The organism is Sphingomonas kyeonggiensis (assembly GCF_030812785.1).
GTDB classification, from domain to species: domain Bacteria; phylum Pseudomonadota; class Alphaproteobacteria; order Sphingomonadales; family Sphingomonadaceae; genus Sphingomonas; species Sphingomonas kyeonggiensis_B.
Window position 1 is genome coordinate 90,436 of record NZ_JAUSTJ010000002.1, and the last position, 18,521, is coordinate 108,956.

26 protein-coding genes are annotated in these 18,521 nt (G+C 65.8%); 22 read left to right on the plus strand and 4 right to left on the minus strand.

All coding sequences use genetic code 11. From position 1 onward, the window contains the following. Positions 1-8: 8 nt before the first annotated feature. The 6 genes from J2W22_RS09890 to J2W22_RS09915 all read left to right on the plus strand — a co-directional run bounded on the left by J2W22_RS09890 (position 9) and on the right by J2W22_RS09915 (position 4,389). Positions 9-236 carry a hypothetical protein gene (locus J2W22_RS09890; RefSeq protein WP_307118107.1) on the plus strand — a complete coding sequence of 76 codons (228 nt, stop codon included), beginning with the start codon at positions 9-11 and terminating at the stop codon, positions 234-236. A gap of 49 nt (positions 237-285) precedes the next feature. Beyond that, positions 286-621: an acyl-CoA thioesterase gene (locus tag J2W22_RS09895; protein ID WP_373422966.1), complete on the plus strand. Its 336-nt coding sequence runs from the start codon at positions 286-288 to the stop codon at positions 619-621. A gap of 65 nt (positions 622-686) precedes the next feature. Further along, positions 687-2,084 carry a dihydrolipoyl dehydrogenase gene (gene lpdA / locus J2W22_RS09900; RefSeq protein ID WP_307118109.1) on the plus strand — a complete coding sequence of 466 codons (1,398 nt, stop codon included), beginning with the start codon at positions 687-689 and terminating at the stop codon, positions 2,082-2,084. 63 nt (positions 2,085-2,147) lie between these two features. After that, entirely contained in the window at positions 2,148-2,546 is a 399-nt protein-coding gene (locus J2W22_RS09905) for a hypothetical protein (RefSeq protein ID WP_307118110.1), read from the plus strand. A 19-nt stretch (positions 2,547-2,565) separates the two neighbouring features. Then, on the plus strand, positions 2,566-3,969 hold the full coding sequence (locus tag J2W22_RS09910; RefSeq protein ID WP_307119561.1) for a hypothetical protein: 1,404 nt from the start codon (positions 2,566-2,568) through the stop codon (positions 3,967-3,969). A 75-nt stretch (positions 3,970-4,044) separates the two neighbouring features. Next, complete coding sequence (locus tag J2W22_RS09915) at positions 4,045-4,389, plus strand: DUF3140 domain-containing protein (protein ID WP_307118111.1); 345 nt, start codon at positions 4,045-4,047, stop codon at positions 4,387-4,389. Positions 4,390-4,610: 221 nt separating this feature from the next. On the opposite strand, the gene J2W22_RS09920 is transcribed toward J2W22_RS09915, so the two are convergent. Both J2W22_RS09920 and J2W22_RS09925 read right to left on the minus strand, forming a co-directional pair. After that, positions 4,611-5,141, minus strand: a complete 531-nt coding sequence (locus tag J2W22_RS09920) for a hypothetical protein (RefSeq protein ID WP_307118112.1) — start codon at positions 5,139-5,141, stop codon at positions 4,611-4,613. A gap of 252 nt (positions 5,142-5,393) precedes the next feature. Beyond that, positions 5,394-5,867, minus strand: coding sequence for a GFA family protein (locus J2W22_RS09925; protein WP_307118113.1), 474 nt, complete (start codon positions 5,865-5,867; stop codon positions 5,394-5,396). Positions 5,868-5,968: 101 nt separating this feature from the next. Here J2W22_RS09925 and J2W22_RS09930 point away from each other — a divergent pair, with 101 nt between their 5' ends. Further along, positions 5,969-6,571 carry a DUF4142 domain-containing protein gene (locus J2W22_RS09930; protein WP_307118114.1) on the plus strand — a complete coding sequence of 201 codons (603 nt, stop codon included), beginning with the start codon at positions 5,969-5,971 and terminating at the stop codon, positions 6,569-6,571. Positions 6,572-6,753: 182 nt separating this feature from the next. On the opposite strand, the gene J2W22_RS09935 is transcribed toward J2W22_RS09930, so the two are convergent. Both J2W22_RS09935 and J2W22_RS09940 read right to left on the minus strand, forming a co-directional pair. Then, positions 6,754-7,239 (minus strand): bactofilin family protein, encoded by a 486-nt coding sequence (locus J2W22_RS09935; RefSeq protein WP_307118115.1) that lies wholly within the window; start codon positions 7,237-7,239, stop codon positions 6,754-6,756. Between the two features lie 5 nt (positions 7,240-7,244). Further along, on the minus strand, positions 7,245-7,799 hold the full coding sequence (locus J2W22_RS09940; RefSeq protein WP_307118116.1) for a hypothetical protein: 555 nt from the start codon (positions 7,797-7,799) through the stop codon (positions 7,245-7,247). Between the two features lie 271 nt (positions 7,800-8,070). Here J2W22_RS09940 and rpsL point away from each other — a divergent pair, with 271 nt between their 5' ends. From rpsL to rpmC, 15 genes are all read left to right on the plus strand, one after another. After that, positions 8,071-8,442 carry a 30S ribosomal protein S12 gene (gene rpsL / locus J2W22_RS09945; protein ID WP_019831557.1) on the plus strand — a complete coding sequence of 124 codons (372 nt, stop codon included), beginning with the start codon at positions 8,071-8,073 and terminating at the stop codon, positions 8,440-8,442. A gap of 63 nt (positions 8,443-8,505) precedes the next feature. Next, positions 8,506-8,976, plus strand: a complete 471-nt coding sequence (gene rpsG, locus J2W22_RS09950) for a 30S ribosomal protein S7 (protein ID WP_184169897.1) — start codon at positions 8,506-8,508, stop codon at positions 8,974-8,976. Between the two features lie 101 nt (positions 8,977-9,077). Further along, positions 9,078-11,171: an elongation factor G gene (gene fusA / locus J2W22_RS09955; protein ID WP_307118117.1), complete on the plus strand. Its 2,094-nt coding sequence runs from the start codon at positions 9,078-9,080 to the stop codon at positions 11,169-11,171. Between the two features lie 106 nt (positions 11,172-11,277). Next, a complete protein-coding gene (tuf, locus tag J2W22_RS09960; protein ID WP_307118118.1) occupies positions 11,278-12,474 on the plus strand; it encodes an elongation factor Tu in 1,197 nt (398 codons plus the stop codon). A 163-nt stretch (positions 12,475-12,637) separates the two neighbouring features. Then, complete coding sequence (locus tag J2W22_RS09965) at positions 12,638-13,084, plus strand: hypothetical protein (RefSeq protein WP_307118119.1); 447 nt, start codon at positions 12,638-12,640, stop codon at positions 13,082-13,084. A gap of 164 nt (positions 13,085-13,248) precedes the next feature. Then, on the plus strand, positions 13,249-13,560 hold the full coding sequence (gene rpsJ / locus J2W22_RS09970; RefSeq protein WP_029936463.1) for a 30S ribosomal protein S10: 312 nt from the start codon (positions 13,249-13,251) through the stop codon (positions 13,558-13,560). 387 nt (positions 13,561-13,947) lie between these two features. Then, on the plus strand, positions 13,948-14,706 hold the full coding sequence (gene rplC, locus J2W22_RS09975; protein ID WP_307118120.1) for a 50S ribosomal protein L3: 759 nt from the start codon (positions 13,948-13,950) through the stop codon (positions 14,704-14,706). Then, entirely contained in the window at positions 14,707-15,321 is a 615-nt protein-coding gene (rplD, locus tag J2W22_RS09980; RefSeq protein WP_307118121.1) for a 50S ribosomal protein L4, read from the plus strand. Further along, a complete protein-coding gene (locus J2W22_RS09985) occupies positions 15,314-15,634 on the plus strand; it encodes a 50S ribosomal protein L23 (RefSeq protein WP_307118122.1) in 321 nt (106 codons plus the stop codon). The genes rplD and J2W22_RS09985 overlap by 8 nt, the downstream gene beginning before the upstream one ends. Further along, positions 15,634-16,485 (plus strand): 50S ribosomal protein L2, encoded by an 852-nt coding sequence (gene rplB, locus J2W22_RS09990; protein WP_307118123.1) that lies wholly within the window; start codon positions 15,634-15,636, stop codon positions 16,483-16,485. The genes J2W22_RS09985 and rplB overlap by 1 nt, the downstream gene beginning before the upstream one ends. Before the next feature lie 3 nt (positions 16,486-16,488). Then, positions 16,489-16,767: a 30S ribosomal protein S19 gene (gene rpsS / locus J2W22_RS09995; protein WP_086128644.1), complete on the plus strand. Its 279-nt coding sequence runs from the start codon at positions 16,489-16,491 to the stop codon at positions 16,765-16,767. Then, positions 16,767-17,144: a 50S ribosomal protein L22 gene (rplV, locus tag J2W22_RS10000; protein WP_116838638.1), complete on the plus strand. Its 378-nt coding sequence runs from the start codon at positions 16,767-16,769 to the stop codon at positions 17,142-17,144. Before rpsS ends, rplV begins: the two co-directional genes overlap by 1 nt. Further along, entirely contained in the window at positions 17,144-17,854 is a 711-nt protein-coding gene (rpsC, locus tag J2W22_RS10005; RefSeq protein WP_269574426.1) for a 30S ribosomal protein S3, read from the plus strand. Before rplV ends, rpsC begins: the two co-directional genes overlap by 1 nt. 16 nt (positions 17,855-17,870) lie before the next feature. Then, positions 17,871-18,302, plus strand: coding sequence for a 50S ribosomal protein L16 (rplP, locus tag J2W22_RS10010; RefSeq protein WP_086128647.1), 432 nt, complete (start codon positions 17,871-17,873; stop codon positions 18,300-18,302). Between the two features lie 4 nt (positions 18,303-18,306). Next, positions 18,307-18,510, plus strand: coding sequence for a 50S ribosomal protein L29 (gene rpmC, locus J2W22_RS10015; protein ID WP_307118124.1), 204 nt, complete (start codon positions 18,307-18,309; stop codon positions 18,508-18,510). Positions 18,511-18,521 lie beyond the last annotated feature (11 nt).

Below are 18,521 nucleotides of genomic sequence, written 5' to 3' on the forward strand. Positions count from 1 at the left end.
CTGCGCCGATGCGCGTGCTGATCGAAGTGGTGCATATCGCGATCGGACTGATCGCCGCGGCGTTGATCTCCGCGGCGGCCGCCTGGTCCTATCCGCGCGCGACCGGCGACATCTGGCTGGTCGGCTATGCCTGCATGCTCGCCGTGGTGGCGATGGGCGTGGGTCCGGTGCGCAAGGCCTATGCCGAGGACAAGGCCAGGCTGGCCGGCGGCGTGGGGACGCAGGCCGATGGTTGAGGGCGGCGGACAGCCTCCGCAGCAGCAGCCGGCGATCCGGGTCAGCACCATGCCCGCGGATGCAAACGCTTATGGCGACATCTTCGGCGGCTGGCTGATGGGCCAGATGGACCTGGCCGCCGGGCTGGTCGCCGCGCGCCATTCGCGCGGGCGGGCGGTGACCGTCGCGGTCGAAGGCATGAAGTTCCACGCGCCGGTCTCGGTCGGCGACGAAGTCTCGGTGTTCGCCGATATCGTTAAGGTGGGGCGCACCTCGATGACGATCGAGGTCCAGTCCTGGCGCCGTGCCCGGCATTCGGAAGAGAGCTGCCTGGTCACCCAGGCGCAGTTCGTGTTCGTCGCCGTGGACGAGCACAAGCGGCCGCGCCCTGTTGATACAATTTAGGCGCTCGATGAAATTCCGGGCTGACCGCCCATATTCGCATCAAACCCAATTGAAGGATTCCTCCCTTGGCTGACACCTATGACGTGATCGTGCTCGGTTCGGGCCCCGGCGGCTATGTGGCGGCGATCCGCGCCGCGCAGCTGGGTCTCAAGACGGCGATCGTCGAGCGCGAGCTGCTGGGCGGCATCTGCCTCAACTGGGGCTGCATCCCCACCAAGGCGCTGCTCCGCTCGTCCGAGATCTATCATTACATGCAGCACGCCAAGGATTACGGGCTGGTCGCCGAGAAGATCAGCGCCGACCTGGAAGCCGTGGTGAAGCGCTCGCGCGGCGTCGCCAAGCAGCTCAACCAGGGCGTCACGCACCTGATGAAGAAGAACAAGATCGCGGTGCACTTCGGCACCGGCGTGCTGACCGCGCCGGGCAAGCTGACCGTGACCGCCGAGGACGGCAAGAAGACCGATATCGAAGCGAAGAACATCATCGTCGCGACCGGCGCCCGCGCCCGCGACCTGCCCTTCGCCAAGGCCGACGGCAAGCGCATCTGGACGTACCGCACCGCGATGACCCCGCCGGAGATGCCGACCAAGCTGCTGGTCATCGGCTCGGGCGCGATCGGCGTCGAGTTCGCCAGCTTCTACAACGACATGGGCGCCAAGGTGACCATCGTCGAGATGCTCGACCGGATCGTGCCGGTGGAGGACAAGGACGTCTCCGCGCATCTCGAGAAGCAGTTCAAGAAGCAGGGCATGGACATCCGCACCGCGACCGGCGTCGAGAAGATCGACGTTACGGCCACGGGCGTGAAGGCCTCGATCAAGGGCAAGGACGGCAAGGTCACCGTCGAGGAGTTCAGCCACGTCATCGTCGCGGTCGGCATTGTGCCGAACACCGAGAATATCGGTCTCGAGACGCTGGGCGTGAAGAGCGAGCGCGGCCACATCGTCACCGACGCTTCGTGCAAGACCAACGTGCCGGGCCTCTATGCGATCGGCGACGTCACCGCGCCGCCGTTCCTCGCGCACAAGGCGAGCCATGAGGGCGTGATCGCCGCCGAGGCGATTGCCGGCAAGCATCCGCATGCGATGGACGTCCGCAACATCCCGGGCTGCACCTATTGCCACCCGCAGATCGCGTCGGTCGGCCTGACCGAGGCCAAGGCCAAGGAAGCCGGCTATGAGGTGAAGGTCGGCAACTTCCCCTTCATCGGCAACGGCAAGGCGATTGCGCTGGGCGAGGCCGAGGGCTTCGTGAAGACCGTGTTCGACGCCAAGACCGGCGAGCTGCTCGGTGCCCATATGATCGGCGCGGAAGTGACCGAGATGATCCAGGGCTACACGATCGGCAAGACGCTCGAGACCACCGAGGCCGAGCTGATGGAGACGGTGTTCCCGCACCCGACGATCAGCGAGACGATGCACGAGGCGGTCCTCGGCGCCTATGGCCGCGCGCTGCACATCTAAGCGGCCTTCACGCTTTGTTTCAAATCTTCCGCCATGTTCCCCGGAACTGGTGGGAGATTTGGCGTGCGCGCGTTCAAGCTGATCCTGTCGCTGCTGCCCCTGCTCTATATCGGCGGGCTGCTCTATTATTTCACCGGCTTCTCGGGCTGGAGCGACGGCCCGATGGCGGGCGGGCTGGGGCCGACGGTGCTCGGGCTGGCGGCGGTCGGACTGCTCTTCTGCATCCCGCTGGTCTTCCGGCTGTTCAAGCTGGTGATCACGCCGCGCGGGCCGGCAGCCGCCCGGGAAGGCGTGGAGGAAGAGGCGGGGTCGGACTTCGATGCCGATGCGGCGCTGGCCCGCTATCTGGCGCGCAAGGCCGCGGCCGGCGAGCGGATGCCCGAGGCGCCCGCCGCCTTCGCGCCCGCTGCCTCCCCGCAGGGAGATGCCCCGCGCCCGGTGTTCGGCCGCAAGACCAGCTGAAGGTCTTGCATTGACCCGCGTGTCGCCCGCGGGATGGGCGGCGCTCGCGGCATCTTTGCTCTGCCTCGCCCTGCTCGCCGCCTTCTGGCCGGGCATCGCGATGTTCGACAGCCTCAACCAGTATAGCCAGATCCTTTCGGGCAGCTATGACGACTGGCACCCGCCGGCGATGGCGCGGCTATGGGCGCTGTTCCATGCGGCGGGCTGGCAGGGGCAGGCGCCGATGTTCCTGCTCCAGATGCTGCTTTGCTGGACCGGCCTCGGCCTTATCGCGGCGGCGCTGGCCCGGCGCGGTGCCCGGATCGCGGGCGGCGCGGTGCTGCTGCTCGGCATCTGGCCGCCGATCGCCAGCTGGCAGGTCGCGGTGCTCAAGGACGGGCAGATGGCGGGGGCATTGCTCGCCGCGACGGGGCTCGCTGCCTGGTGGAGGCTGGACGACCGGCCGCTGCCGCGCTGGGCGGTTCTGCTGGTCGGGCTGTTGCTGCTCTATGCCACGCTGGTGCGGATCAACGCGGTGTTCGCGACCGTGCCGCTCGCCTTCGGGCTGCTCGGCAGCGGCGGCTGGAAGCCGGTGCGGCACGGCGCGTTGATGCTGGCGGCGACGGTCGCGGTGCTGGCGGCGATGCCGCTGGTCAATCAAGGGCTGTTGCGCGCGAGCGCCAGCGATGTCGGGCGCTCGCTGCCGATCTACGACCTGGCCGGCATCGCGCAGCATGCCGGGCCCGAGGCGGTGCCGGTGCTGCCCGCTGCTGTTTGGCGCGCAGCCGAGGTGCAGCACTGCATCCGGCCGCTGCTCTGGGACCCGCTTGGCGACCGCTGCGATTTCGTCTCGGACGGCCTCGCCCGTGCCGCGCCCGGCAGCGCGCTGACCCGAGCCTGGATCGCGGCGATCGTGCAGCATCCGCTCGCCTATGCCGCGCATCGGCTCGCCCATTGGAACGCGACGATGCGCTGGTTCGTCCCCGAGCGCTTCCCGCTTGCCGAGCCGCAATCGGACAGCGAGCCCAACAGGCTGGGCCTGGGCTCGCCTTCGCCGCGGATCGCGCCCTTCCAGCGACTGGCGGGGATGCTCGCCGAAAGCCCGCTGGGCGCGCCGATCCTGTGGCTGGCGGCGGCGATGGCAGTGCTGGCGCCGGCCTGGCGGGGCGAGGGCGGGCGGCAGCGGCTGGCCGTGGCGCTCACCTTGTCGGCGGTGCTGACCGAGCTCGCCTTCCTGGTGATCAGCGTGGCGGCGGACTATCGCTATCACCTGTGGGCGATGCTCGCGACCGGGCTGGCGGTGGCGCTGGTGGCGGGTACGAAGCTGCCGCGGCGAGGCCTGGGATTCGCGCTCGCCGCGCTGCTGCTGGTCGGCGCGACCTCGCTCGCGGCACGGCTCGTGCTGCCGCCGGTCGGGGAAACTTACACCGATGCGGCTGGATAAAATCTCCGCGGCGCGAAACTCCGGGCTAGGGCCCACCGTTACGCATGGGTAACGTGACGATAACGGAGAAGCGGGTTGGCAGGTCGCGACGATCACGAGGAGATATGGCGCAAGTTCCACCAGGTGGTGAACATGGCGCCGGCGGAAATCGAAGCGTGGCTGGAGACGGACGAAAGCCGCAAGGTCGGCTTCAAGCGGGACGGCGGGGAGAGCATCGGCCATGCCTCCGGCCGGCGGATCGTCGGGATCCTGCGGACGCAGAAGGACGATCTCGACGGTGGCGATTATGCCCATATGCGCAAGGTCGTCGGCTTCGTCGCCCGCCACCGCGCCCAGGGACCGCACGAGGACTATCGCATCCCCACCTCACGCTGGCGCTATTCGCTGATGAACTGGGGGCATGATCCGATGAAGGAGTAGCTATCGGACGTTCACGAAAGGCGCTCCGAGGACGATCTCTGTCTCGAAGGCCATTTCGCGTAACTCGACCGGCAGGCTTCCGCGATCGAGACGGGCGGTGGGCGAGCACACCAGCTCATAGGCTCCCTTTGCGTCAGCGCGTACACCCGGTCCGGGCGTTTCGCCCTCAAGTCGACTCGGGAATTTAAGCGCCGGCAAAGAGCGGAAGGCGGGCCAGGGGATCAACTGCCCCCCTTTGCCCCCTTCTTCACACATTGAAGATAGGCCTTCCGCACAAAGCTGGGCAGTTCCCCCCGGCTCTGGATTTCCAACAGCTTGTCGAGATTTGGCGATACTACATTCGGCCGAACGGCGCGCATAGATCGATAGGTGGTCAGCGCGCTTTCGACCCCCGCCAACTGCTGTGCATCGGGATCGTTCAACTTGCCGGGATTCTCGAGGATGAAAGCGGCCATGGCCAGCATGTACTGGACTATGATTTCAGGACCCGGAGCAAAGGTCTTTTCAGGCATGCCTCCGAGTGGGTCCGCGCACACGGTGACCGAAACATCCGGGGCATCCGTCAACCATTGAACGGCCCAGGCCCGGTCACTCCGCAGGCGCGGGTCGAAAGGCGTGCGTTCCAGACTTTGCACGATCGTGACGAAGCGCCGCCGATCGTCCGGCGAAGAATGCGCGTTCGTTTGCGCAATCGCCGGCGTCGTGAGGAAGCAGAGCGTAAACAGGGCGGTGAGCGGTGCGACCATCTTCATTGGGATCTTCTGCATCAACGGATCGGATGTTCGCAAGCATGGCACGCCGGTTGGCAGTCCGCCCCCAGCCGTGTGCCCGCCCTGCTGCATTGCTGACCTTGGGCGATGATCGGTCTCTCGATCGCTTCTTCGGGGGTCTGCAGCCGAGGCGCTGACAGTCGTCCAGGTCAATCTCCTGAAACGGCGGCTATGGCCCGTGCAATCTCCAAAGCTGTCAGTCGGCAAACTACCCAATCCCGGTCGGTTCGCCGACTAGGTGCTCGCCGCGGAGCCCACGGTCCCCGCATATTCCTGCGTCAGAACCTCCCAGTCGTTCCAGTCGGGATCGCCCGGATAGCTGCGCGTGGCGCGGGTCTCGACCCAGGGGAGCTTCTCGCTGGCCCAGGCCTCGAGGAAGGGCGGCTGGTCGTCGGGGGTGTCGAGCATCGTCGTGCGGATGTTGACGAACCAGTCCATTCCCTCGGCGCGAGTGAAGACCCAGCTCTTGCAATGGTCGCAGTGATAATGGTGCGCGACAGGACCGTGCAGGCCGCCGATCACCGGCTCGCCCTGGAGCAGCTCGAAGGCCTGTGCGGGCACGGTCAGGGTCAGCGAGAAGGCGCTGCCGCTCATCTTCTGGCAGCCGGTGCAGTGGCAGGCGCTGGTCAGCATCGGCGCCCCGTCCAGGCGGAAGCGCAGCGCCCCGCAGCGGCATCCGCCTTCCTGTGCCTTGGTCCAGTCGGTCATCGCCCATCTCCCTTCTCGCTTCGCCGCATCCCGGCACGATAGCCGGAACGGCGCTCCCACGCCCGCGTTCCTTTCTGCAAAACAGGAGAGGGAATGCCTGCATGAACAGATACTTCTTCGCGCTTGGGCTCGGCCCGGCGGTCGCACTCAGCGCCTGTGGCGGTGCCGAGCCGGTGACCACGGTCGACAATATCGTCGCCACCGACACGATCATCCCCGAGAACAGCATCGACGCCAATGCGGCGAGCGGCACCGACGTCAACATGGCCTCGGGCACTGTGGCGCTGACTGGCCAGACCTTTGCGGACACCGCCGGAGCGAGCGACGCCTATGAGATCGAGGCGGGCAAGCTTGCCCAGCAAAAGGCGACGGTCCAGGCATTGAAGGACTTCGGCGGGATAATGGTGACCGCCCATGGCGAATCGACCGCCAAGCTGAACGCGGCGGGCGGCAAGGCGACTCCCGCGATCAAGCCGGACCCCAGGCTGAGCGCCGAGCAGGAGGCGAACCTGGCGACGCTGCGCCAGGCGACGGGATCGGACTTCGATGCGGCCTACAAGGCGCAGCAGGTCGTCGCGCACGAGAAGACGCTGGCGGTGGTGAAGGACTATGCCGCAGGCGGCACCGTGCCCGAGCTCAAGGGTTTCGCGGCCGAGGTGGCGCCGGTGGTGCAGCAGCATCTGGACAAGATCCGGGGGCTTTGAGCTTCTGACTTCCTTTTCCCCGGCGAAGGCCGGGGCCCAGTCCTTGAAAGTCACCACCGCGCACTGCTTAGTCTGAGCCCCGGCCTTTGCCGGGGAAAGAAGGGGACAGGCCCCGCCCCAAAAGCAAAGGGCGCGCTCTCGTGCGAGAACGCGCCCTGCCTGTTTTCCGAAAAGCCGGGAGCTTATTCGTTCGCCGCCGTCGCGAAGGGCGAGGGGGCCGCTTCGACCGGGCGCGGGCCCGAGGGGGCGGCCGGGGCCGCTGCCTGGACGGTGCTCATATGCTTCAGGCGGCCGTCGATATGGCCGCCATTCTCGATCGTGATGTTCTCATACTCGACATCGCCGGTGATCTTGGCCGAGCGCTCGATGGTGAGCTGGCGCACGCGGACCGTGCCTTCGATCGCGCCGGCGAGGCGGGCGGTCTCGGCGGTGACGTTGCCGAACACCTGGCTGTCGGCGCCCTGGGCCAGGCTGCCGCAATTGACGTCGCCTTCGATGCGGCCGTCGATGTGCAGGTCGGCGCTGGCGGTGATATTGCCGGTCACCGTCACGTCCGGACCGATCACCGAGAACATGCCGCGCTTGCCGCCATTGGCCTGCTGCGGCGGCGCCGGCGGCATTGCCGGACGCTCATCCCTGTCGCGACCACGATTATTACCGTTGAACATTCACGCTACTCCCCAAATTCGTAACCCGAATCCCGTGGGATATCTCTAGCATAACGCAGGGAAGTGGGCACCGGCCAAAAGCTTGCCATGCGTTCCAGAGAGGGATTGTCGTTCGCCGCCGGGCTTCGGGCGCGGCAAAGCCACGCGGCGGCGAGCATCGTTACGCCGGCGACTCCCGCGGCGACGGGTCCGGTGCCGAGCGCGGCGAGCACGCCGGCGAGTGCCAGCGGCGCGGCGAATCGCTCGGCGGGCAGCAGCGCGAGGGCGAGGGTGGCGGGCACGAGCAGGGCGGCCGCGCCGGCATGCGGGAAGATAACCAGCGGGATCAGCGCGGCAGGCAGCGCGGCCCGGGCGAGCGGCGCCGGGGGCAGGGCGGTCAGCTGCGCGAGGTGCCAGGCGAGGAAGCCGGCGCCCCCGACGATCGCCAGCCCGAACGCCTCCCAGCCGAGTAGCGCCGCAGGGCCGGACAGCGCCGGGCCGAAGGCGCCGAGCAGCAGAGTCGCGGCCAGGGCGGCCAGGGCGGCGGCGAGGGGCTTGAAGCGGGAAGCGTAACGAACCATCTCCCCATCTCTAGCCCGGCGGTGGTTGACGCTCTGTTATCCCGCTTCGGGCGACTCAGTTGACCCGCTCGCCACCCGTCGCTATAGGCGCCCCCGTTCCGCGAGGGGCCGGTCTTCCGGCGCGAATCCCCCGTGGGGCAAGAGCTGAACGTTGCTGGAGACGCAATGGCCCGGGGGGTCGAGGACACCCGGGGCCTTTTCGTATTCTCAAACACAGGGTTCCAGCAAAGTAACCGCCGGCCATGCCGGTAACATAAAGGTGAAGGGCTTCATGCCGACGATCAACCAGCTGGTCCGCAAGGGCCGCGAACCGCAGAAGGCCAAGTCGAAGGTCCCTGCGATGGAGCAGAACCCGCAGAAGCGTGGCGTTTGCACCCGCGTCTACACGACGACTCCGAAGAAGCCGAACTCGGCGCTCCGCAAGGTTGCCAAGGTCCGCCTGACCAACCAGCGCGAAGTCATCTCGTACATCCCGGGCGAAGGCCACAACCTGCAGGAGCACTCGGTGGTGCTCATCCGCGGCGGCCGTGTGCGCGACCTTCCCGGCGTGCGCTACCACGTGCTGCGCGGCGTGCTCGACACCCAGGGTGTCAAGGACCGCAAGCAGTCGCGTTCGAAGTACGGCGCCAAGCGTCCCAAGTAATCACAGCCATAGTAAGCCCCGGACAGGTTCCGGATCGGCTGAAGTTTTAGAAGGAAATTCAAGATGGCTCGTCGTCGTCGCCCAGAGAAGCGCGAAATCCTGCCGGATCCCAAGTTCGGTGATATCGTTCTCTCGAAGTTCATGAACTCGGTCATGCTGGACGGTAAGAAGTCCGTTGCCGAGGGCATCGTCTATTCGGCCCTGGAAACCGTCGAGACGCGCGCCAAGCGCGATCCGATCGGCGTGTTCCATGATGCGCTGAACAACATCAAGCCGGGCATCGAGGTCCGCAGCCGCCGCGTCGGCGGTGCGACCTACCAGGTTCCGGTGGAAGTCCGTCCGGAGCGTGCCCAGGCGCTCGCGATCCGCTGGCTGATCACCTCGGCCCGCAATCGCAGCGAGAACACCATGTCGGCGCGCCTCTCGGGCGAGCTGCTGGACGCTTCGAACAATCGCGGCAACGCGGTGAAGAAGCGCGAAGACACCCACCGTATGGCCGAAGCGAACCGCGCTTTCAGCCACTACCGCTGGTAAGTCTTTCTCCAGCGCCGGGGCAACTGGCGCTGGAAATTTTCGTTCCTACATATCGGGGAGCTGGATCGTCCGGCTCCCCACATCCTTAAGGAAACCAGGTCATGGCCCGCAGCCATCCGCTCGAGCGTTACCGCAATATCGGCATCATGGCGCACATCGACGCCGGCAAGACGACGACGACCGAGCGCATCCTCTACTACACCGGCAAGTCCTACAAGATCGGCGAAGTGCACGAAGGCACTGCGACGATGGACTGGATGGAGCAGGAGCAGGAGCGCGGCATCACCATCACCTCGGCGGCGACCACCTGCAAGTGGCGCGCGGAAGAGGGCAAGGGTGAAGAGCACCTGATCAACATCATCGACACCCCCGGCCACGTCGACTTCACCATCGAAGTCGAGCGTTCGCTGCGCGTGCTCGACGGCGCGGTTGCCTGCTTCGACGGCGTTGCCGGCGTGGAGCCGCAGTCGGAGACCGTGTGGCGCCAGGCCGACAAGTACGGCGTGCCGCGGATGTGCTTCGTCAACAAGCTCGACCGTACCGGTGCGAACTTCTATTTCTGCGTGGATACGATCGTCGACCGCCTCGGCGCGCGTCCGGCCGTGTTGTATCTGCCGATCGGCGAGGAAGGCGGCTTCAAGGGCCTGGTCGACCTGGTCGAGAACCGCGCGATCATCTGGCTCGAAGAGTCGCTGGGCGCGAAGTTCGAATATGCCGAGATTCCCGACGACCTGAAGGAAAAGGCTGCGAAGTATCGCAGCGAGCTGATCGAGATGGCCGTCGAGCAGGACGACGCGCTGATGGAAGCGTATCTCGAAGGCAACGAGCCTTCGACCGCCGACCTGAAGCGCCTGATCCGCAAGGGCACGCTCGAGATGGCGTTCGTTCCGATCCTGTGCGGCTCGGCGTTCAAGAACAAGGGCGTGCAGCCGCTGCTCGACGCCGTTGTCGACTATCTGCCTTCGCCGCTGGACATTCCGGACGTGCAGGGCGTGAAGCTCGACGGCGAGACCCCGGATTCGCGTCCGGCCTCGGACTCGGCGCCGCTGTCGCTGCTCGCGTTCAAGATCATGAACGATCCGTTCGTCGGCTCGCTCACCTTCGCCCGTATCTATTCGGGCACCCTCACCAAGGGTCAGTATCTGAACTCGGTGAAGGACAAGAAGGAGAAGATCGGCCGTATGCTCCTGATGCACGCGAACTCGCGTGAGGACATCGAAGAAGCGCGCGCCGGCGACATCGTCGCCATCGCGGGCCTCAAGGAGACGACGACCGGCGACACGCTGTGCGACACCGCGAACCCGATCATCCTGGAGCGCATGGAGTTCCCGGAGCCCGTGATCGAGCTGTCGGTGGAGCCGAAGACCAAGGCCGACCAGGAGAAGATGGGCCTCGCCCTGAACCGCCTGGCCGCCGAGGATCCCTCGTTCCGCGTTTCGACCGACCACGAGTCGGGCCAGACCATCATCAAGGGCATGGGCGAGCTCCATCTCGAGATCCTGGTCGACCGCATGAAGCGCGAGTTCAAGGTCGAGGCGAACGTCGGTGCGCCGCAGGTGGCGTATCGCGAGTATCTCGCGAAGCCGGTGGACATCGACTACACGCACAAGAAGCAGTCGGGCGGCACCGGCCAGTTCGGCCGCGTCAAGGTCAAGCTGACCCCGGGCGAGCGCGGTTCGGGCTTCGTCTTCAAGGACGAAGTCAAGGGCGGCAACGTGCCGAAGGAGTATATCCCGGCGATCGAGAAGGGCTTCCGCGAGACCGCAATGACGGGTTCGCTGGTCGGCTTCCCGATCATCGACTTCGAAGTGCTGCTCTATGACGGTGCGTACCACGACGTCGACTCGTCGGCGCTGGCGTTCGAAATCACTGCCCGCGCAGCAATGCGCGAAGCCGCCCAGAAGGCCGGCATCAAGCTGCTCGAGCCGGTGATGAAGGTGGAAGTCGTGACCCCCGAGGACTATCTCGGCGACGTCATCGGCGACATCAACAGCCGCCGTGGTCAGATCCAGGGCACCGACAGCCGCGGCAACGCGCAGACGGTCGAGGCCATGGTGCCGCTGGCGAACATGTTCGGTTACGTGAACCAGCTCCGCTCGTTCACCCAGGGTCGTGCGCAGTACTCGATGCAGTTCTCGCACTATGACGAAGTGCCGCCGAACGTGGCAGACGAAGTGAAGGCGAAGCTGGCCTGACGCGCTTAGCGCTTGGGCTGGCGTAACTTGAAAACAGCCGCTATGGGGCCGCCTTCCGGCGAATCCCCTGGCGGCGCGGAATCAGAGATCAGAAGGTAGGAAAACAATGGCGAAGGCAAAGTTTGAGCGGAACAAGCCGCACCTCAACATCGGCACCATCGGTCACGTCGACCACGGCAAGACCTCGCTGACGGCCGCTATCACCAAGATTCTGGCAGAGAACGTTGCGGGTAACGCCGCCGTCGACTTCGCCAACATCGACAAGGCTCCGGAAGAGCGTGAGCGCGGCATCACCATCTCGACCGCGCACGTCGAGTACGAGACCGACAAGCGTCACTATGCGCACGTCGACTGCCCGGGCCACGCCGACTATGTGAAGAACATGATCACCGGCGCTGCCCAGATGGACGGCGCGATCCTCGTGGTCGCCGCCACCGACGGCCCGATGCCGCAGACCAAGGAGCACATCCTGCTCGCCCGTCAGGTCGGCGTGCCGACGATGGTCGTGTTCCTCAACAAGGTCGACCTGGTCGACGACGAGGAAATCCTCGAGCTCGTCGAGATGGAGATCCGCGAAGAGCTGTCGCGTCGTGAGTTCGACGGCGACAACATTCCGATCATCCGTGGTTCGGCGACCGCCGCCCTCTCGGGTTCGGACGAAAAGCTCGGCAAGGACGCGATCCTGGCCCTCATGGCCGCTGTCGACGAGTCGATCCCGCAGCCGGAGCGTCCGCTCGACAAGCCGTTCATGATGCCGATCGAAGACGTGTTCTCGATCTCGGGCCGCGGCACCGTGGTGACCGGTCGCGTCGAGACCGGCGTGGTCAAGGTTGGCGAGGAAGTCGAGATCGTCGGCATCCAGGAAGCCGTCCGCAAGACCGTCGTGACCGGCGTCGAAATGTTCCGCAAGCTGCTCGACCAGGGTGAGGCCGGCGATAACATCGGCGCGCTGATCCGCGGCGTCGGCCGTGACGAAGTCGAGCGTGGCCAGGTTCTGGCCAAGCCGGGTTCGATCAAGCCGCACACCGACTTCCAGTCGGAAGTGTACGTCCTGTCGAAGGACGAGGGCGGCCGTCACACGCCGTTCTTCGCGAACTATCGTCCGCAGTTCTACTTCCGCACCACCGACGTCACCGGCACCATCGAGCTGCCGGCCGGCACCGAGATGGTGATGCCGGGCGACAACGTCGCTCTCGGCATCAAGCTGATCGCGCCGATCGCCATGGACGTCGGCCAGCGCTTCACGATCCGCGAAGGCGGCCGCACCGTGGGTGCCGGCGTCGTCGCCGAGATCCAGAAGTAAGCTTCGCCCTTTAGGGTAGAGTTCGAAGGGCCCGGTCTCCGCAAGGAGGCCGGGCCTTTTCGTTTGGAGGCATTCCGCTGGCTGGTGCCCTGGTGGCGGTAGAAGCTGGCTTGGCTGGCTCCGAAGGCGCTAGAGATCGGCTGGGGAAATCTACGGAGCTGGTATGACGAGTCTGTCGCCTACGCTGTTTGCCATCGATCACGACGACTATGGCGCGCGATATGTGGGGCGAACTGCCGACGGCCGCCAATTCTTCCTCACTACGCCCTTCGTCCCCGCAATGGGGCACGCAGGCGGTGAATTCATCGCCCTCTATATCTTCGATGCGCAGGGTGTGCTGCTGGAGGCGCAGATCGACGCCCTTGGTCCTCGCGCTGATCTCGACTTGGGCATCCGTGCGAAGCGCCGGGACGAGTGGCTTGCCGACCTTGGCGACATCCGCTTTGGGCGGATCGAGATTGCTCCCTTCTCAGTCGATCGTTTCGACACCGTGTTCGGGTTGGTGGCGCGGGCGCCGGAGGACGACGACGATGTCTGGGCGGTCGAGGCGCAACCCGGCAACTATATGGCGTTTTTCGAGCCTTGGGACAGCGGTGAGTACGACACCTGAAATGGCGAAGGGCGAGGCTCGGTTCAGGCGCTGCGCACCGGCTTCGCGAAAACTGTCGCCAGCCCCTTGATCCGAATCATATCTGTCTGTAAGGGCCGCCCCTTCGGTTCAAACACAGCATAGAAGTCCGGCAACGGGCTCCGCTCTTTCGCATTGGTAGGGACATGGAAACGCAGAATATCCGTATTCGCCTGAAGGCGTTCGATCATCGAGTGCTCGACCAGGCGACCGGCGACATCGCCGACACTGCCCGCCGTACCGGCGCTCTCATCCGTGGCCCGATTCCGCTTCCGACGAAGATCGAGAAGTTCACGGTCAACCGTGGTCCCCACATCGACAAGAAGTCGCGCGAGCAGTTCGAGGTGCGCACCTACAAGCGCATGCTCGACATCGTGCAGCCGACCCCGCAGACCGTGGACGCGCTGATGAAGCTTGACCTCGCCGCCGGCGTCGACGTCGAGATCAAGCTGGCCTGAGCCGGTTGAAGACCCCTGCGAAAGCGGGGGTCTTTCTCGTCCTGCCGCATACTTCGCAGGAATGCAGGTGTGGGGGTGGACAGGGAAGCGCTGCTGACGTAAAGGCGCGCCTCCACACGAGATTCGCGATTCCCTTATGGGGGATTCGCCAGGTTCCTCCACCGGATCGATCCCGATCCAACGCAAGGAACCGGAGGGCGCCACGGGCGCACTCGCATCGCGATAGGGATACCGCCGGCCTCTTCGGAGAACCGGGACTGCGTCCCCCGTCGCCTCTTCCTTCGGGAAGGGGTTCAGCCCGGACGGGGGCTCGCATCATATTTTCGGGCTGAAGCACGCACCCGTGGGAATTCCCCCTCGGGTGCCTATGCATAGGAGCAACTGGTCATGCGCACTGGCGTGATCGCGAAGAAGTTGGGGATGACCCGCCTGTTCCAGGACGACGGCCGCCACGTGCCCGTCACCGTCCTGGCTCTCGAAGGCGTGCAGGTCGTCTCCGTCCGCGAAAAGGATCGTGACGGCTACACCGCCGTCCAGCTCGGCGCCGGCACGGCGAAGAGCAAGAATGTCGCCAAGCCGCAGCGCGGCCACTTCGGCAAGGCCGAAGTCGAGCCCAAGGCGGTCGTCCATGAGTTCCGCGTCGACGCGGACGGCCTGCTCGAAGTGGGCGCCGAGATCTCGGCCGACCACTATGTCGCCGGCCAGTTCGTCGACATCCAGGGCAAGACCCAGGGCAAGGGCTTCGCCGGCGGCATGAAGCGTTGGGGCTTCGGCGGTCTGCGCGCCACCCACGGCGTCTCGGTCTCGCACCGCTCGCTCGGTTCGACCGGTCAGCGCCAGGATCCGGGCAAGGTCTTCAAGAACAAGAAGATGGCCGGCCACATGGGTGACAAGTTCCGCACCCAGCAGAATCTCGAGATCGTCGGCACCGACGTCGAGCGCGGCCTGATCTTCGTCAAGGGCTCGGTCCCTGGCTCGAAGGGTGGCTGGCTGTTCGTCAAGGACGCCGTCAAGGTCGCCCGTCCCGACGCCGCGCCGTTCCCGGCCGGCATCAAGTCGGTCGCCAACAACAACGACACCGCTCCCGCGGAGACTCCGGCCGAAGTGACCGAGACTCCCGAGGCGACCGAAGGCCAGGAGGGCTAAGTGAAGGTCAAGGTTCAAACCCTCGACGCCAAGGCTTCGGGCGACATCGAGCTCAACGACACCGTCTTCGGTGTCGAGCCGCGCGCCGACATCCTGCACCGCGTCGTCACCTGGCAGCTCGAGAAGCGCCGCGCCACCGCGCGCGGTACTCGCGAGCGTGCCGACGTCGCCCGCTCGGGCAAGAAGTTCGGTCGCCAGAAGGGCGGCGGTACCGCCCGTCACGGCGATCGCCGCGCTCCGGTGTTCATCGGCGGTGGTAAGGCGCACGGCGCCCGCGTCCGCGACTTCAATCCGTCGCTGAACAAGAAGATCCGCGCGCTCGGCCTGAAGATGGCCCTCAGCAGCCACGCCAAGGCCGGCTCGCTGATCGTCCTCGACGCGTTCGGCACCGCCAAGACCGCGGAGCTGAAGACCCAGTTCGCCAAGCTCGGCACCGGCAAGACTGCCCTGGTGATCGACGGCGAGGCCGGCAACGGCTTCCTGGCTGCGCGCAACCTGATCGGCGTGAACGTCCTCCCCGCGGTGGGCGCCAACGTCTATGACATCCTGAAGCACGACACGCTGGTCCTGACCCGCGCTGCCGTCGAGAAGCTGGAGGCGCGCTTCAATGGCTAAGAAGCAGGCAGCCGCGATCGACAACCGTCACTATGACGTGATTGTCGCGCCGCACATCACCGAGAAGTCGACGCTCGTCTCCGAGCACAACGCGGTTGTGTTCCGGGTCGCTGGCGACGCCACCAAGCCCGAGATCAAGGCCGCCGTCGAGGCGATCTGGAAGGTCAAGGTGACTGGCGTCAACACGATCGTCCAGAAGGGCAAGACCAAGAAGTGGAAGGGCGCCCCCTACAAGCGCTCTGACGTGAAGAAGGCTATCGTGACCCTCGCCGACGGTGAGCAGATCGACGTGACCTCGGGGGTCAATTCGTAATGGCACTCAAGAATTACAATCCGACGTCGCCTGGCGTCCGCGGCCTGATCCTGATCGACCGTTCGGCCCTGTACAAGGGTCGTCCGGTCAAGGCTCTGACCGAGGGCAAGACCAAGACCGGCGGCCGCAACAACAAGGGCCATGTGACCTCGCGCGGCATCGCCGGCGGCCACAAGCAGCGCTATCGTATCATCGATTTCAAGCGCCGCCTGTGGGACGTCGAAGGCACCGTCGAGCGGATCGAGTATGACCCGAACCGCACCGCCTTCATCGCGCTGATCAACTACGGCGCCGACGAAGCCGGCAAGGATCGCGTCGCCTACATCATCGCGCCGCAGCGTCTCGCTGTCGGCGACAAGGTGATCGCCGGCAAGAAGACCGACGTGAAGCCGGGCAACGCCATGGAGCTCGGCCAGATGCCGGTCGGCACCATCGTCCACAATGTGGAGATGAAGCCGGGCAAGGGCGGCCAGATCGCCCGTTCGGCAGGCACCTATGTCCAGGTCGTCGGTCGTGACCGCGGCATGGTCATCGTCCGCCTGAACTCGGGCGAGCAGCGCTACATCCACGGCAACTGCATGGCGACGGTCGGTGCGGTGTCCAACCCGGACAACCAGAACACCAACCTCGGCAAGGCCGGCCGCAACCGCTGGAAGGGCATCCGCCCGCTGACCCGCGGTGTCGCGAAGAACCCGGTCGACCACCCGCACGGCGGTGGTGAAGGCCGTACCTCGGGCGGCCGTCACCCGGTCACCCCGTGGGGCAAGCCGACCAAGGGTGCGCGCACCCGCCACAACAAGGCGACGGACAAGATGATCATCCGCAGCCGTCACGCGAAGAAGAAGGGCTAACCCATGGCTCGCTCCGTTTGGAAGGGTCCGTTCGTGGACCTCCACCTGCTCAAGAAGGCGCAGACCGCGCAGGAGCAGGGCACCCGCGCCGGTCCGATCAAGACCTGGTCGCGCCGCTCGACGATCCTGCCGGATTTCGTCGGCCTGACGTTCAGCGTCTACAATGGCCGCAAGTTCGTGCCGGTCTCGGTCAACGAGGACATGGTTGGCATGAAGCTCGGCGAGTTCGCGCCGACCCGCTTCTTCCCCGGCCACGCAGCCGACAAGAAGGGTAAGCGCTAATGTCTAAGCAGGCAGCCCCCCGCAAGGTTGGCGACAAGGAAGCCCTTGCCGTCGCCACGCAGATCCGTGGTTCGGCCCAGAAGCTGAACCTCGTCGCGGGCCTGATCCGCGGCAAGAAGGCCGGCGACGCGCTGAACATCCTTCAGTTCTCGACCAAGGCCATGGCCGTCGATGCTCGCAAGGTTCTCGCCTCGGCGATCGCCAATGCGGAAAACAACCATAACCTCGACGTCGACGCGCTCGTCGTCGCCGAGGCTTCGGTCGGCAAGTCGATCACGATGAAGCGCTTCGCGACCCGCGGCCGTGGCAAGTCCACCCGCATCCTGAAGCCGTTCAGCCGTCTTCGCATCGTCGTCCGCGAGCAGGAAGAAGCATAATGGGTCACAAGAGCAACCCGATCGGCCTGCGTCTCCAGGTCAACCGCACCTGGGACAGCCGCTGGTTCGCCGAGGGCGCCGACTATGGCCGGCTCCTCATGGAGGACCTCAAGATCCGCAAGTACATCCTCGAGACGCTGCCCCAGGCCGCGATCTCGAAGGTGGTGATCGAGCGTCCGGCCAAGCTGTGCCGCGTGTCGATCTACGCTGCCCGTCCCGGTGTCATCATCGGCAAGAAGGGCTCGGACATCGAGAAGCTGCGCAAGACGCTGTCCTCGATGACCTCGAGCGACGTGAGCCTGAACATCGTCGAGATCCGCAAGCCGGAAGTCGACGCCAAGCTCGTCGCCCAGGGCATCGCCGACCAGCTCGAGCGTCGTATCGCCTTCCGCCGCGCCATGAAGCGTGCGGTGCAGTCGGCGATGCGCCTCGGCGCCGAGGGCATCCGGATCAACTGCGGCGGCCGTCTCGGCGGCGCCGAGATCGCCCGCTCGGAATGGTATCGCGAAGGCCGCGTTCCGCTGCACACGCTGCGCGCGAACATCGACCACGCCACGGCCGAAGCGCACACCGCCTATGGCGTCTGCGGCGTGAAGGTCTGGATCTTCAAGGGCGAGATCCTCGGCCATGATCCGATGGCGACCGATCGCCTCAACCTGGAGTCGCAGACGACGGGCGTTCGCCCGGCGCGCGACGACCACCGCCGCTAAGGGTTAGGACAGAGAAATGCTGCAACCGAAGCGCACCAAGTTCCGCAAGGCCTTCAAGGGCCGCATCCACGGCGACGCCAAGGGTGGCACTGCGCTGAACTTCGGGTCGTATGGCCTGAAGGCGATGGAGCCGGAGCGGATCACCGCCCGTCAGATCGAAGCGGCTCGCCGCGCGATCACCCGTCACATCAAGCGCCAGGGCCGTCTCTGGATCCGCATCTTCCCGGACGTGCCGGTTTCGTCGAAGCCTGCTGAAGTCCGCATGGGCTCGGGCAAGGGCTCGCCGGAATTCTGGGTCGCCCGCGTCAAGCCGGGCCGCATCCTGTTCGAGCTGGACGGCGTGCCGGGCCCGCTCGCTGCTGAAGCTTTCGAGCGTGCGGCGATGAAGCTGCCGATCAAGGTCAAGGTCGTGGCTCGCCTCGGCGATACCTCGCACCTGGAGGGTTGATAGAATGACCAAGGCTACCGATCTTCGTGCGAAGACCGAGGACCAGCTGAGCGACGAGCTCGGCAACCTGAAGCGCGAGGCGTTCAACCTTCGCTTCCAGGCCGCGACCAGCCAGCTCGAGAAGCCGAGCCGGGTCCGCGAAGTCCGTCGCGACATCGCCCGCATCAAGACGCTGCAGAACGAGCGCTCGCGCTCGACTGCCAAGTAAAGGACGAAACC